The organism is Yoonia sp. SDW83-1, assembly GCF_046762885.1.
Classification (GTDB): Bacteria; Pseudomonadota; Alphaproteobacteria; order Rhodobacterales; family Rhodobacteraceae; genus Yoonia.
Genome location: NZ_JBKQXO010000002.1, coordinates 203,886 through 218,937, shown reverse-complemented (window position 1 = coordinate 218,937; position 15,052 = coordinate 203,886). Strand labels below are relative to the sequence as shown.

The window sequence follows — 15,052 nt, the reverse complement described above, 5'->3', positions numbered from 1 at the left end:
TTTGCCAATCAGCCGTAAAGAATCAGTAAGTTTTTTCGGCGAAAAAGAAACCCAACCAGATTCTGTCGGAGAACCGATGATACCTTTCTTGCCAACCGATACGGGGCCCGCGCCGCAAAATGGCGTCGCTATCACGCCGGATGCAGCTACAACAGCGGAAGGCACTGCATTTGCGGATGTTTTTTCCCTGCTGGCAGCAACCACCCCGGCAAAAACCGCAGAGATCACGCTGCCGACTACCGCGTCCGGGGATCAGGAATTGCTCATCCCACAGGATGATCTGATAACTCCCGCGCCCACAGACACAGACGTGCCAGTACCTGATCCAACGGTTGAGGAGCGTGACACTCCGATTGATCCAATCCTTGTTGCCTCCGGATCAGGGCCGGCAGCACCGCCAAATAAACCGGTAGATAAGGGCGACATCATTATGATGACCCGCACACCTGCACCGGCGCCAACCGGCCCTGCGCCATCAACTGACGTCGAACAGCCGGTTGCGACAAAGCCGGCAATACCCGACCGGGCAGAGCCGCGTCAGGTCACGGTCTCTCAAACGGTGCTGGAGGGTCGGCTGCCGCAAGAAAACGCCACAAAACCGGCAATCCCGGCTGAAAAGATGACAAATGGCCGGCTGGCCACTCCTGCAGCACCTGTGCCAACCCCCGAAGTGACACCGGTCGCACAGCCCGGTCCAATGACCAACAAGAAAGTTCAAGCTGCGGCTCTGCCAATTGATCAAGCGCCTGTTCTGCCTCTGCCCATCCAGAAAGATGTTGAAGCCCCCCGGCGTCGTATCGAACCGCCACCAGCAGAGATACGCAACACAACCACAACCGGACCGGCGTCCAACATCAGCCATTGGATCGGCAGCAATACGACCCCCGCTATTGCAGCCCCGCTATTTGACCTGCAAAGCCGGGGGCGGGCTGAAATACCAACAGAAACCGCGTCATTGCTGCCACTGACCGAACGCGGGGCATCCATACTGCAGACGCCAACCGCCAGCCCGATTACGGCCGGTGCTGATACCGCGCGCCATGTGGCGCATCAGGTGGCCGTCGCGATCAGCGCCCAGCCAGGACAAACAACAGAGATCGCGTTAAGCCCCAAGGAACTCGGGCGCGTCCGGCTCAGCATCGTGGCGGTTGACGGCGCGATCACACTGGCCGTCCTGGCCGAACGACCGGAAACCGCTGACCTGATGCGTCGCCATATCGATGTGTTGGCCCAAGAATTCAAATCGCTGGGATATGACGACATTGCCTTCTCATTCGCGGATGACAGCCAGACAGAGCCTGAGGACAAATCGGAAAAGCCCGGCGCGAAATCAGCAACCGTTGATGGCGGCACAGTAGAAGACCCACCATCTCACCCTAAACACACAGTGCAAAGCGGGCTCGACCTGCGCCTCTAAGGATTAATCATGGAAATTGGACAGATCACCAACCCGAATACGACCGCGACCATTCCAGCAGCCTCGGAATCGAGTGGGCAAATCAGCTCCGATTTTGACACTTTTCTGCGGATGCTCACCGTTCAGATGCAAAATCAGGACCCGCTGAACCCGGTCGATTCTTCAGATTATGCGGTCCAGCTCGCGACATTCTCGGGCGTCGAACAGGCGGTTCTTACCAATGATCTGCTCAAATCCCTGACCGCACAAATGAACACCAGCAGCCTTGCAGGCATGGCAAACTGGGTCGGGAAAGAGGCGCGGGCGCCAGCACCAGCCTATTTCGATGGGGATCCCATCACGATCACGCCCAACCCTTCCGCCATCGCAGACCGGGCCGAGGTGATCGTGCGCAACGAAAACGGAACGGAGGTTCAGCGCTTCGACATCCCTGTCACTTCCGATCCTGTTCAGTGGGCTGGTGTTGCACCAGGTGGTTTCCCCTATCCGCTCGGCCTGTATTCATTCGAGGTTGCAAGCATCTCGAACAACGAGGTCATCGCCCAAACCCCGGTTGAGATTTACAGCCGCGTGACCGAAGTGCGCAATCACGATGGGCAGACCATGCTGATCCTTGAAGGCGGCGCAGAAGTTGCGAGTGGCGATGTCACGGCACTGCGTGACCCGTCGGCATAGGCGCATCTAAAGCAAGGTGATGATCCAGGCACCGCCCACAAGCACACCACCCAGCGCCATCCAGGACAAGCGTGCAATCCGACGCTGGGGTTTTGGCTCTGGCGGCGGGTTGTTCAGGCGGATCAACGCATCTTCGGCCAGGCGTGGCAAGCGCGGGCCAAACCGGGCCAGAACTTGTGCGGTTTTCGCCAGATCACGCAGCAGCGCCTTGGGGCCGATGCTTTCCTTGATGTAGTCTTCGACGACGGGCTTCGCGACCTGCCAGATATTCATATGCGGATCCAGCGATCGCGCGACCCCCTCAACAACAACCATAGTGCGCTGAAGCAGGATCAATTCCGTGCGGGTTTCCATCCCGAACCGTTCTGTTACCTCGAACAGATAGGTCAGCAAACGGGCCATCGAAATGCGGCTGGCATCCATGCCGAAAATCGGCTCACCCACCGCCCGCAAGGCCCGCGCAAATTCATCAACGTCACGGTCGGCGGGCACATAGCCAGCCTCAAAATGCACCTCTGCGACGCGATTGTAATCCTTGCGGATGAACCCGAACAGGATTTCGGCGTAGACGCGGCGGGTGTATTCATCAATCCGGCCCATAATCCCGAAATCATAGGCGATGATATCCCCGTTCGCCGCGACCTTCAGATTGCCCTGATGCATATCGCCGTGAAAATAACCGTCCCGCAGGGCGTGGTTCAAAAACAGCTGCAGCACGCGGGCGGCCAGCGCGCGCCGGTCATGTCCAGCCGCATCCAGCGCATCGTTGATCCCGATATTGGTACCCTCGGCCCAGTCCAGCGTCATGACCCGCCGACTGGACAGATGCCATCGGATCTGCGGCACCTGAAAACCCGCATCGCCTTCGGTATTGGCGGCAAATTCTGCGGCGGCAGCGCTTTCCAGGCGCAAATCCAGCTCACCCATGACCACCCCTTCGAAATGGGTGATCACCTCCATCGGGCGCAATCGACGCGACGCGGGTGACAACACTTCGATGGCGCGGGCCGCAAAGTAAAAGGCATCAATATCCTTTCGGCACGCCCTTTCGATGCCCGGGCGCAGGATCTTGACAGCGACCGCTTCGCCCGTGTCAGCCAGATGCGCCTTGTGAACTTGCGCCAGCGATGCGGCGGCGACAGGTTCGGAAAACGATGTGAACAGTTGATCAAACGACAACCCCAGCTCGCGCTGGATCTGGATCTTTGCCTCTTTCATTGAAAATGGCGGCAGCTTGTCCTGCAGTACTCGCAACTGAACCGCCAGTTCATCACCCACCACATCGGGCCGGGTCGAAAGAAGCTGACCAAACTTGATATAGGCCGGCCCAAGGGCCGTCAGCGCACGCGGCGCAGGTGGCATAGATATATCACCCTGATATCCCAACCAACGGAACGGCCAGACAAGCGCGCGGAACGTGATCCGCAAAAGCGGCCCGGCATCAAACGCATCAAGAACGACTTTCATAGCGCCCGTGCGTTCCAGCGTGGCGCCTGTCCGGATCAGGCGAATAATGTTGTGGGGACCGCGCAAGTTACAGTTTCCAACCCGAATGCAACGCGGCAACGCCCACGGTCAGATTGCGGTACTTTGCATTCTCGAAACCGGCATTCCGAACCATTCCCAAAAACGTCTCCTGATCGGGGAATTTGCGGATCGATTCGACCAGATACTGATAACTGTCGCGATCACCTGCAATCACCTGTCCCATCCGGGGAATGACATTGAATGAATAGGCGTCATAGGCTACCTGCATCATGGGGTTGGGCAATTGCGAAAATTCCAGCACCATCAGGCGGCCACCGGGTTTCAGCACGCGGTACGCCTCGGCCAGAGCATCCTGCGGCCTGGTGACATTTCGAATACCAAAGCTGATCGTGTAGACATCAAAACTGTTCGCCTCAAAAGGCAGCGCCATCGCATCGCCCACCACCCAGTCCAGACTGTCGGACATACGCGCGGCCTCGGCCCGCTTGCGCCCTTCGACCAGCATCGGTTCGGTCAGATCCAGCACGGTCGCATGGCCGCGGCCGGCCCGTTTCAGAAACCTGAACGCGATATCGCCGGTGCCGCCCGCCACATCCAGCAGCTTCTGGCCCGGACGCGGCGCCAGCCAATCCATCATCGCATCCTTCCAGATGCGGTGAATGCCGCCTGACATCACGTCATTCATGATATCGTATTTGCTGGCCACGGAAGAAAAGACACCCTGCACGCGCCCCGCCTTTTCATCCTCCTGAACGGTTTCGAACCCAAAATGGGTCGTATTTTCTGGCTTCTCGGTCATATCCGCTTCCGCTCGCATCAGTTTCACAAGCAGTTATACGCAGTTAGGCAGATAGACAAACTGTCAATCTGCCACGGGGTGATGCGCCTGAAAAACCTTGTGGGTCTTCGCATCATTGTCGCATATGCAAGGGCAGACCACAGCATAGACAAAACCAGATGCCCGAACTCCCCGAAGTCGAAACCGTCAAGGCAGGCCTCGCCCCCGTCATGGAAGGGCAGGTCATCGCACGCGCGGATATCAACCGCCCCGACCTGCGGTGGCCCTTTCCCGATCACATGGCTGATCGGCTGACCGGCAAGCGGATCACTGGTTTGCGGCGGCGGTCAAAATACATTCTGGCCGATCTGGATAGCGGTGAAACGCTGTTGATCCATCTGGGCATGTCGGGACGCATGCTGATTTCTGGGCACATGCTGGGCGATTTTCACCACGAACACCCCGCGCCGGCCAAACATGATCATGTCGTCTTTCATATGGATACCGGCACCCGGATCACCTTCAACGATGCACGCCGGTTCGGCGCAATGGACCTGATGCCAACCGCCACGCAGGACGATCATTGGCTGATCCGCGATCTGGGTCCTGAACCGCTCGGAAACGCTTTCAATGAAACATACCTGATCGCGTGCCTGCACGGGCGCAACACACCCATCAAACCCGCCCTTCTGGATCAGCGCATTGTGGCTGGCCTCGGCAATATTTATGTGTGCGAGGTGCTGTTCCGGGCCGGCATCCACCCCAAACGCAAGGCGGGACAAATCAGCGCAAAACGGGTCGCCACGCTGGTGCCCCTGATCCGCGATGTTCTGTTCGAAGCGATCGCCGCAGGCGGGTCATCCTTGCGCGACTACCGGCAAGCCGATGGTGAACTGGGCTATTTCCAACATGGATTTCAGGTCTATGACCGCGATGGTGAACCATGCATAACCCCCGGATGCGGAAAGAAAATCAGCCGAATCGTGCAATCCGGACGCTCATCTTTCTTCTGTCCGCAATGCCAAAGATAGCTTGATCCGCGTCCACGCTTTGATAAGCACTAAGGTCTGACCAGCGGCAACAAGGACAGCAGCATGGCATTTGAGAATATCATCGTGGATATCAGCGATTATGTCGCGACCATCACTCTCAACAGGCCGGATGTCAGAAATGCGCTGAACTCCGCACTACTCAAAGAACTCTGCACCGCATTGGAAGAGGCCGATGCCAGCGACAAGGTCCGCTGCATCGTCATCACCGGGTCGGAAAAGGCGTTCGCGGCCGGGGCCGACATCAGCGAAATGTCAGATAAATCCTTTGTCGAGATGTATACCAGCCGGTTCTTCGAAAACGAAACCGACCGCTTCAACAGAACCCGCAAACCAATCATCGCCGCCGTGGCAGGCTATGCCTTGGGTGGCGGCTGCGAACTGGCGATGATGTGTGATTTTATCATCGCAGCCGACAACGCCAAATTCGGGCAACCCGAAATCAATCTGGGCGTCATTGCCGGTATTGGCGGCACCCAGCGCCTGACCCGCTATGTGGGTAAATCCAAATCAATGGACATGCACCTCACGGGCCGCTTCATGGACGCCGAAGAGGCAGAGCGCAGCGGGCTGGTCAGTCGGGTCGTCCCCGGCAAGAAGCTTTTGGGCGAGGCCAAAGCCACCGCCGAAAAAATTGCCGAAAAATCCCAGATCGCGGTTATGGCCGCCAAGGACGCCGTCGGCCGCGCCTACGAGACGACGCTGGCCGAGGGGTTGAACTACGAACGTCGCCTTTTCCAGTCTCTCTTTGCGACAGAAGATCAGTCTGAAGGCATGGCCGCCTTCGTCGAAAAACGCGAGGCGCAATTCCGCGACCGTTAAGCAATTCGGGCAATTCACCCGTTTCCCGACGATTTGGCTCAGTTTTTTCATGATCTTGCCCCAATCGGGCGTCAAGCTATTTCCTAAGGATGAGCCGGGCCCCTTGGGCCCTCTTTTTATGTTGAATCGGGGTGGTGGCGGGACCCGGATGTTCGCAAACCGGAGACTAGTGTTAATGATTTCTTTGCCGTTCACCGACCTGTCCTTGACGACCGTTACCATTGCCTTGGCCGCTGCACTGCCGGTGCATGTTGCTGCAGAAGCAACAATCCAAACCCAAAAAGCGATGATCGACGCAGATGGTCGGCCTGTCCTGATTGAACAAATCCAGTTCCTGGAAGACTCCGGCGCCGCAAATCGGATCGTAGCTGGTGATCTTCTGCGCACGCTGTCGCAGGAAATCCCATCTTCGGTCTGCCACCTGCACAACGGAATTGATGTCGAAGGCAGCATCGCATTGTTGACCAGCGGAACGGCAAAGTTTGATGCCGTGGCCGATGCATTGCTGAACGGAAACGCCGACATGGGGATCGTCGGTGGCGAAGAACGGCGCAGGACTGCGGTCGAAATCGAAGCGCTGATTGCATCTTGGGAGCCCATTCGCGATGCCGCTATCGCTGTTCTCAACGATCCATCCGATGCGGCCTCTGCCATGACAGTTTATGACTCCACCGATGTCATGCTCGAAAAGACATCCCATCTGCTCAGTGAACTTGAGGGCGAATATGCCAACCCTGTTGAACTGATGCAGTCCGACGTGATGCTGCTCGAAGTGGCGGGACGTCAGGCGATGATGACCCAACGCATTTCCTACGAGGCGTGCCGCATCTGGTCAGGTGACGGCAATGACGCGCTGGTCGCTGACCTCGACAAGACAGTGCAACAGTTCGCCTTTGCCATGAACGCCATGTCGAACGGAATGCCAGAGGTCGGGATCAACCCGCCCCCCACACCCGAGATCGCGGCACATCTGGCCGTCGTCGGTGGTGATTGGGACACGATCACGGGCTATCTTGAAACAGTGAAAGCTGGTGAAGCCGACGCCGAACTACGCGCTGAGTTGTTCCAGCGGCTGAATGCTAAGATGCACAAGATGGAAGAAATCGCAGAACTTTACGCCGCGTTTTCGAAACGCGGGTACTGAGGCGGATCAAACTGGCGTTGCATTGCAGCGCCATTTGACCTAAGAGCCGCGACATACATGCGCGAGAGGCCCGCTTTGGCCAGAATCACCGGTTCTGAACCCGGTCGGGCTTATTGCGCTATTGGAATGATATTGACCCGACAGATGGGTCTAAGCAAAGGAACCGACACATGGCAAATTCGCCTCAGTCCAAAAAGCGCGCGCGCCAGAACGAAGCCCGCTTTCAAGTCAACAAAATGCGCCGCTCGCGGATCCGCACCCATCTGCGCGCCGTGGAAGAGGCGATTGCCTCTGGCGATCAGAAAGCTGCGACAGATGCGCTGCGCGCCGCACAGCCAGAACTGATGCGCGGCGTCACCAAGGGCGTCTTTCACAAAAACACCGCAGCGCGGAAGATGTCGCGCCTGTCATCGCGGGTCAAAGCGTTGGGATAATTCGGCAGAATCTGGCCGAAACGCACAAAATGAACTGATTCAAGGCGCGTCCAGACCGGGCGCGCTTTTTATTTTTCTGTTGCCCGCGTGCCGTGATTTGGCGGCATTTTAAAGAGGTCAGAGATTCTTTTTGATCAATCGCAGAGTCAAGTACGATGTTCTGTTGAAGCGGCCCCAAACCCCTTGCTAGCTTGGCGCTGCGATTCACATCGTTCCGGGGGGACATGAAGAAGATCGGCACCGAACGACAGACATCCAACACGCGTTTCGTGTGTGGAATGACGTTGTTTAGCTTGTTGAACTTCATGCAAAAATGGTGGCGGTCATCATAGCTTAGCTGTGAAACCAAACCAGTTTGTGTCTGCGCGGTTGCCGGGGTCTGCTCTCTGGCGATGGCTGCTGTTCATGTGCCTGATTCTGCCGCAAGGCACCAATTTGCGTGATCGGCTTCACGCATTTCGGTGCCAAGGCCTATGGATTTGGTGAAAGGCAACCCGCCCGAGCATGGCCCGGGCGCGCAGTTGTTTTTGCCCGGCGCTTTGTATCGTGCATGTAAAGGGCGCAGACCCTGTTTTTGGTGAAACGGCGTGTACAAGTAGAACAAAGGGACAAGATGACCAACGATATCTGGGCGAAGGTACTGAACGCATTGGAAGGTGCCTTGGGGGCAAACAACTACTCTAACTGGATAGAGCCGTTGGAATTTGCGCAACTGACTGGTGGGGTGGCGACCTTCAATGTCCCAACCAATTTCATCGGCAACTACGTGTCGCAGAATTTCGGTGACCAGATCATCTATCAGTTGAACAAGCACGGCGAAGAAGACGTGCAGCGCCTGCAGTTCAGCGTCCCGTCACAATCCCGCGCCAAAACAGCCAACAAACCCGCGATTCGCAAAGTCGCCTCATCCGACGAGGTGTCCGGCTCGCCACTTGATGCCCGCTTCACCTTTGACACCTTCGTCGTCGGCAAACCGAACGAACTGGCCCATGCTGCCGCCCGCCGCGTCGCCGAGGGGGGCCCGGTCACATTCAATCCGCTTTTCCTTTATGGCGGCGTCGGCCTGGGGAAAACCCACCTGATGCACGCCATCGCCCACGAACTCAAACAGCGTTCACCAGAACTGAACGTGCTCTATCTGTCTGCCGAACAGTTCATGTACCGCTTCATCACCGCCCTGCGCGAACGCAAGATGATGGATTTCAAACAACTGTTCCGCTCGGTCGATGTGCTGATGGTGGACGATGTGCAATTCATCGGCGGCAAGGACAGCACACAGGAAGAATTCTTTCACACGTTCAACGCCCTCGTGGATGGCCAGAAACAAATCATCATTTCCGCCGACCGCGCCCCGGGCGAAATCAAGGACCTCGAAGAGCGGATCAAATCCCGCCTGCAATGCGGTCTGGTGGTTGACCTGCATCCCACCGACTATGAACTGCGCCTTGGCGTTCTGCAGTCCAAGGTCGAAGTATATGCCGCACAATATCCCGATCTGGTGATCGCGCCTGGTGTGCTGGAATTCCTCGCCCATCGCATTTCCACCAATGTCCGCGTGCTCGAAGGTGCGCTGACACGTCTGTTCGCATTCGCGTCCCTTGTGGGCCGCGAAATTACGCTGGAGCTAACCCAGGATTGCCTGTCTGATGTCCTCAAGGCGTCCGACCGCAAGGTCACGGTCGAGGAAATCCAGCGTAAGGTATCCGAACACTACAATATCCGTCTGTCCGACATGATCGGCCCCAAGCGCGTACGCAACTATGCGCGACCCCGGCAGATGGCGATGTATCTGGCCAAGCATATGACCAGCCGGTCCTTGCCGGAAATCGGGCGTCGCTTCGGCGGCCGTGACCACACCACCGTCATGCATGGCGTCCGCCGGATTGAAGAGTTGAAGGCGACCGATAGTCAGATTGCCGATGATCTGGAACTGCTGCGGCGCGCATTGGAAGAATAGCGAGCCGCCTCAAAAAGTAGCAATCCTGCCGACCAAACCAACGAGATCGGCGAATTTCGGCAAGGTTGGTGAAACGCCCCCGGTTTCCACTGGACCTCGATCCCAGCTCATGAACAGCTTTCATCCGGGAGGGCCAAAAACCGGAGCGGCAAGTGGCCATGCCAGGACGAATAGCGATACGGCGCCTGTGGGGCGGGTCGGCAACACGGCAATCCGCCGTCGAACGCCCCTTGCAAGAGGGGACAGTCTCAACGGCTTTCAGCCATCTGTCCTATAAACTTTATTTGCCGCGGCGTCTGGCCCCCAAACCGGCGATCATTGTCATGCTGCATGGCTGCACGCAAACGGCACAGGATTTTGCCACGGGAACAGACATGAACCGGCTGGCCGACCGTCACGGTTTCATCGTCATTTATCCACAGCAAAATCTATCCGCGAACATGAACCGATGCTGGAACTGGTTTGACAGGCGCAATCAGGACCAATCCGGCGAACCGGCCGCGATCATGCGCATGATTGATGGCGTCGCAGAAGCACATGATATAGCGCCGGACACCGTTTTTGTTGCCGGGCTGTCGGCGGGTGGAGCACTGGCGGCGATTATGGGACGGGCCTATCCAGACCGGATTGACCGCATCGGCATCCATGCGGGCGTGCCCGCAGGCGCAGCCCAGACGGTGCAGGGCGCGTTCAGGGCGATGGAAAATGGCGACGAAGGTGAAATCGGGCCGGGTCCCACGCCTGCGATTATCTTTCAGGGTGACGCGGACAGCACTGTGGCGCCAGCCAATGGCGACAGGATCGCCTTTGCCCCCGGCGCGCCTGTCAGACGCCGCAGGTTGCTGTCGGGATGGCGGTGGTGCCACCGTTACCTGATTGCGCCGGTCGACGAACACGCCCAAGCCGAATACTGGCTTGTAAGGGGATTAGGGCATGCCTGGTCAGGGGGTCGTTCCCTTGGCAGCTATACCGATCCGCGCGGCCCCAGCGCGTCCCGCGAAATGGTACGGTTCTTTCTGGGGTACAGCCGCATGGCATATCCCTGGATCGTCATCCGGCTTTTCCTGACCCGTCCATTCCGCTGAGTGAGTCTCAAAGGCACCGCCTGACATCCTTTGCGGACGCACAGGGCTTGACCCTGTGGCAACAGTAACGGACAGTCGAAAAAACCGCTTGAGCCACCGGAGAATTGCAGTACATTTTGCGTCCCGGCGGCCCCGGCCACCAAGATATGCGGAGCATGGGACATGAAATTCAGCATTGAACGCGGGGTCTTGCTAAAGGCAGTCGCGCAGGCACAATCCGTTGTCGAACGCCGCAACACCATCCCGATCCTGGCCAATGTGCTGATCGAAGCCGAAGGGGATGATGTCCATTTCCGTGCCACCGATCTGGACATCGAAGTGGTCGACAAGGCACCCGCCAAGGTCGAACGCGCCGGTGCCACAACCGTCGCAGCCGTCACCTTGAACGAGATCGTGCGCAAGCTTCCCGACGGGGCGCTTGTAACCCTGACCGAAGACAGCGCATCTGGTCGGCTGACGATCGAAGCAGGCCGTTCAAACTTCTCGCTGGCGACGCTCCCGAAAGAGGATTTTCCGGTCATGGCGTCCTCAGAATACGCCGCCAATTTCTCGGCCCCCGCGCCGACCCTGCGCCGCCTGTTCGATAAATCAAAATTCGCCATCTCGACCGAGGAAACCCGGTACTATCTTAACGGCGTCTACTTGCATGTGGCCGACAGCGACGGTGGCAAGGTCCTACGCTGTGTGGCGACAGACGGGCACCGGCTGGCCCGGATCGACGCCGATCTGCCCCAAGGGGCCGCAGATATGGCTGGCGTGATTGTCCCCCGCAAAACGGTGGGCGAGCTGCGCAAACTGCTCGACGATGACGACATGCAAATCGCCGTATCGGTGTCTGAAACGAAAGTCCGCTTTGCGACACCCGATATCACCCTGACTTCCAAGGTGATCGACGGCACATTCCCCGACTACACCCGCGTGATCCCACAGGGAAACACCCGCAAGCTCGAGGTGGACGCCAGCGAATTCGCCAAAGCCGTGGACCGGGTGGCAACAGTATCTTCCGAACGGTCGCGCGCCGTAAAACTGGCACTGGATGAGGACCGGCTGATCCTGTCCGTCAACGCGCCGGATAGCGGTGCTGCCGAGGAAGAACTGGCAGTGGCGTATAGCGACGAACGGCTGGAAATCGGCTTTAACGCCAAATACCTGCTTGAGATCGCAAGCCAGGTAGATCGTGAAAACGCGGTATTCATGTTCAACTCTTCCGGCGACCCGACGCTGATGCGCGAAGGCAATGACACCAGCGCCGTCTATGTCGTCATGCCGATGCGCGTGTGACGGGGCGCAAAATTTTTCTCGAAAAATTTTGGAACAAGGATTTTCTGGAAAATCCTTTCACCGCCTCGTGACCGGTCTCGCCCTGTCGCAACTGACGCTCTCGCATTTCCGGTCGCATAAGCGGGCAGTGCTGGAACTCGACCCGCGTCCGATGGCGATCTACGGCCCCAATGGCGCTGGCAAAACCAACCTCCTTGAAGCGATTTCGCTCCTGTCACCCGGTCGTGGCTTACGCCGCGCCGCCGCCGATGACCTGACGCGCAAGCCCGAGGCGCTGGGCTGGAAGGTCACCGCCCAGCTTCAATCCTTGCATCAAACCCACGAGCTCGAGACATGGGCCGAGGCCGGCAGCCCGCGCCAGCTCCGCATTGATGGCAAGGCCGCGCCACAGGTGGCGCTCGGGCGCATCGCCCGCATCCTGTGGCTGGTGCCGTCGATGGACCGGCTCTGGATCGAAGGGGCGGACGGGCGCAGGCGGTTCCTCGACCGCGCCACGCTCAGCTTTGAACCGACCCATGCCGAGGCTGTTCTGACCTATGAAAAAGCCATGCGCGAACGCAATCGCCTGCTCAAGGATATAGTGCGCGATCCGCATTGGTACACCGCGTTAGAGGCGCAGATGGCAGAGGCAGGTGCCACCATCCACCGCAATCGCAGCGACGCCATCCTGCTTCTGACTCAGGCCCAAAGCGAGGCGCAAACCGCTTTCCCCACCGGACTGCTCGACCTAATCCACCCCGACCCCGCCTGCGACGCACCCGACAACGCGGACGCCCTGACAACAGCCTTTGCGGAAAATCGCGCACGTGACATGGCCGCAGGGCGCACGCTGATCGGGCCACACCGGGCCGACCTGCACACCGTGTTCGCTGACAAGGGCGTGGCCGCCAAAGACTGCTCCACCGGCGAACAAAAGGCGCTGCTGATCAGCCTGATGCTTGCCAACGGGCGCGCATTGGCCCGCGATTTCGGGGCACCGCCGATCCTGTTGCTGGACGAGGTTGCCGCCCATCTTGACGCGACCCGGCGTGCCGCCCTTTATGACGAAATCTGCAGCCTCGGCGCGCAGGCCTTCATGACCGGCACGGGGCCAGAATTGTTCGATGAACTCGGCGACCGCGCGCAATATGCAGAAGTCACCGACACGAACGGCGCATCAACCGTCACACGAAAGGACAGCCCATGACCCCGCAGCGCGTCACCCTGATCACTCTAGGAGTGACCGATCTGGACCGGTCCAAGGCGTTCTACGGCGCCTTGGGCTGGACACCAACGCGCGAAATGCCGGGTGAGGTTGTCTTTTACCAGATCAACGGCATGGCTCTTGGCCTTTTCGGCCTTGGACCACTGGCCGAGGATCAGGGCCGCCCTGACGCGAAACTGGGCACCGGCGCTATGACACTGGCTCAGAACTTCAACACCGAAGACGAGGTGGACGCAGCCTATACAGACGCTATCGCAGCCGGGGCCACTCCACTCAAAGCACCGGAAAAGGTCTTCTGGGGCGGCTATTCCGGCTACTATGCCGATCCGGATGGCCATGTCTGGGAAGTCGCCCATAACCCGTTCTGGCCATTGAACGAAGATGGCAGCCTGACATTGCCGCCCGAATGACCATCACGACCCATCAGTGGTTTTAGGCGGCGCAAGCCACGGCTCCAGATAAGGGGCCAATCGTTCATGGGACTGGTTGGTGTTGTGCAGGGCACAGAATTTCAGCGCCATCGCCTGAACGACGAAAGCGTGCACACCTTCGGCCAATAACATCGCATCGACATCTGTGCGTACGACCGTCCCCTGCAACGCCCTGATCCATGCTGTAAACAGCTCAACCTGATGTAAAAAGTTCAGTGATATCAGCTCGGTCGTTTCAATCGCGGCGGCCCCGGAAAACCGTAGAACGACATCAAACACCACCCGATCTTGGGCCATATACTCCATCAGCGGCGCCAGCCGGGTGGCAAAATCGCCGATCGTGGGCGGGGGTGGGCCAGCCGCAATGTCGGCCAGGATACGCTCCAGCTCTTGCCCGATCAGCAGGGCCATCAGGCGATCCTTGTCGTCGAAATGGGAAAAAAAGGTACCCTTCGCAACACGCGCACGCGCCACGACGTCCTCGACCCGCAACCCCGCATATCCACGGTCTGCGATAATCTCTGTCGCAGCATCAATCAGCTTTTGCCGCGTCTCAAGGCGGCGTTTCTGGGGGGCACGTGTTTCCATGAGCAGCAATTTCGCAGCTTTTTTGACCACGGTCAAATTTAGTAATTGACCGCGGTCATTTTTAGGTACTACAAAATTGACCATGGTCAATTTAAGGGAATCGATATGACACAGAAACGCATCCTCATCCTCAACGGACACCCCGGTGAAACCTCGCTCTCGCGGCAATTCGCGGATCACTATGCGCAGGCGGCCGAACAGGCCGGAGCCGAAATCCGCATCCATCACCTGCCAGACATGCAATTCGACGTGGATTTCGGGCAGGGAAACTACTCCAAATTCAAACCGCTGGAACTCCCGCTTGAGATGTTCATGGAAGATCTTGATTGGGCAAACCACTTTGTGCTGACCACGCCGATGTGGTGGGGTGGACTGCCGGCAAAACTGAAAGGGCTCTTCGACCGGGCCTTCGTGCCGGGCCGGGCCTTCAACACAAGGGTCAAGACCCGCATGGGCATGCCCACCCCAATGCTGACGGGGAAAACAGCGCGGGTGATCCTGACATCCGATACACCGCTCTGGTTCGAACGACTGATCTACAAGCGCGCCATCCTGCATCAGCTCAACAAACAAATCCTCGGCTTCGTCGGCATCAGACCAACGCGCTACACCTATTTTTCAGGTGCTAGCGACGCCACTCACGACATGGTGCAGAAATGGACACAACAGGTGACTTCCATCGGCGCAATGGCCGCCTGA

15 protein-coding genes are annotated in these 15,052 nt (G+C 58.3%); 12 read left to right on the top strand and 3 right to left on the bottom strand.

Annotated elements, in window-relative coordinates; all coding sequences use genetic code 11:
• Positions 1–76: 76 nt before the first annotated feature.
• The gene (locus tag ACFWW4_RS03385) at positions 77–1,417 is read left to right on the top strand and encodes a flagellar hook-length control protein FliK (protein WP_411889572.1); all 1,341 of its coding nucleotides are present in this window, start codon (positions 77–79) and stop codon (positions 1,415–1,417) included.
• Between the two features lie 9 nt (positions 1,418–1,426).
• On the top strand, positions 1,427–2,092 hold the full coding sequence (locus tag ACFWW4_RS03380) for a flagellar hook capping FlgD N-terminal domain-containing protein (RefSeq protein ID WP_411889571.1): 666 nt from the start codon (positions 1,427–1,429) through the stop codon (positions 2,090–2,092).
• A 6-nt stretch (positions 2,093–2,098) separates the two neighbouring features.
• Here ACFWW4_RS03380 and ubiB read toward each other — a convergent pair whose 3' ends face one another.
• Together ubiB and ubiE are read right to left on the bottom strand one after the other, a co-directional pair.
• Complete coding sequence (gene ubiB / locus ACFWW4_RS03375) at positions 2,099–3,625, bottom strand: 2-polyprenylphenol 6-hydroxylase (RefSeq protein WP_411889570.1); 1,527 nt, start codon at positions 3,623–3,625, stop codon at positions 2,099–2,101.
• Between the two features lies 1 nt (position 3,626).
• Complete coding sequence (gene ubiE, locus ACFWW4_RS03370; RefSeq protein WP_411889569.1) at positions 3,627–4,379, bottom strand: bifunctional demethylmenaquinone methyltransferase/2-methoxy-6-polyprenyl-1,4-benzoquinol methylase UbiE; 753 nt, start codon at positions 4,377–4,379, stop codon at positions 3,627–3,629.
• A 158-nt stretch (positions 4,380–4,537) separates the two neighbouring features.
• On the opposite strand from ubiE, the gene mutM reads away from it, so the two are divergent.
• The 9 genes from mutM (at position 4,538) to ACFWW4_RS03325 (ending at position 13,744) form a co-directional block, all read left to right on the top strand.
• Positions 4,538–5,389, top strand: coding sequence for a bifunctional DNA-formamidopyrimidine glycosylase/DNA-(apurinic or apyrimidinic site) lyase (gene mutM, locus ACFWW4_RS03365; protein ID WP_411889568.1), 852 nt, complete (start codon positions 4,538–4,540; stop codon positions 5,387–5,389).
• 63 nt (positions 5,390–5,452) lie between these two features.
• A complete protein-coding gene (locus ACFWW4_RS03360; protein ID WP_411889567.1) occupies positions 5,453–6,229 on the top strand; it encodes an enoyl-CoA hydratase in 777 nt (258 codons plus the stop codon).
• Positions 6,230–6,434: 205 nt separating this feature from the next.
• Positions 6,435–7,373 carry a type IV pili methyl-accepting chemotaxis transducer N-terminal domain-containing protein gene (locus ACFWW4_RS03355; protein WP_411889566.1) on the top strand — a complete coding sequence of 313 codons (939 nt, stop codon included), beginning with the start codon at positions 6,435–6,437 and terminating at the stop codon, positions 7,371–7,373.
• A gap of 170 nt (positions 7,374–7,543) precedes the next feature.
• On the top strand, positions 7,544–7,807 hold the full coding sequence (rpsT, locus tag ACFWW4_RS03350; RefSeq protein WP_411889565.1) for a 30S ribosomal protein S20: 264 nt from the start codon (positions 7,544–7,546) through the stop codon (positions 7,805–7,807).
• 613 nt (positions 7,808–8,420) lie between these two features.
• On the top strand, positions 8,421–9,764 hold the full coding sequence (dnaA, locus tag ACFWW4_RS03345; protein ID WP_411889564.1) for a chromosomal replication initiator protein DnaA: 1,344 nt from the start codon (positions 8,421–8,423) through the stop codon (positions 9,762–9,764).
• A gap of 158 nt (positions 9,765–9,922) precedes the next feature.
• Complete coding sequence (locus tag ACFWW4_RS03340) at positions 9,923–10,849, top strand: alpha/beta hydrolase family esterase (protein ID WP_411889563.1); 927 nt, start codon at positions 9,923–9,925, stop codon at positions 10,847–10,849.
• A 162-nt stretch (positions 10,850–11,011) separates the two neighbouring features.
• Complete coding sequence (gene dnaN, locus ACFWW4_RS03335; RefSeq protein ID WP_411889562.1) at positions 11,012–12,130, top strand: DNA polymerase III subunit beta; 1,119 nt, start codon at positions 11,012–11,014, stop codon at positions 12,128–12,130.
• 67 nt (positions 12,131–12,197) lie between these two features.
• Positions 12,198–13,316, top strand: coding sequence for a DNA replication/repair protein RecF (gene recF / locus ACFWW4_RS03330; RefSeq protein WP_411889561.1), 1,119 nt, complete (start codon positions 12,198–12,200; stop codon positions 13,314–13,316).
• On the top strand, positions 13,313–13,744 hold the full coding sequence (locus tag ACFWW4_RS03325) for a VOC family protein (protein WP_411889560.1): 432 nt from the start codon (positions 13,313–13,315) through the stop codon (positions 13,742–13,744). Before recF ends, ACFWW4_RS03325 begins: the two co-directional genes overlap by 4 nt.
• Positions 13,745–13,747: 3 nt before the next feature.
• On the opposite strand, the gene ACFWW4_RS03320 is transcribed toward ACFWW4_RS03325, so the two are convergent.
• A complete protein-coding gene (locus ACFWW4_RS03320) occupies positions 13,748–14,353 on the bottom strand; it encodes a TetR/AcrR family transcriptional regulator (protein WP_411889559.1) in 606 nt (201 codons plus the stop codon).
• 105 nt (positions 14,354–14,458) lie between these two features.
• On the opposite strand from ACFWW4_RS03320, the gene ACFWW4_RS03315 reads away from it, so the two are divergent.
• Positions 14,459–15,052: an NAD(P)H-dependent oxidoreductase gene (locus ACFWW4_RS03315; RefSeq protein WP_411889558.1), complete on the top strand. Its 594-nt coding sequence runs from the start codon at positions 14,459–14,461 to the stop codon at positions 15,050–15,052.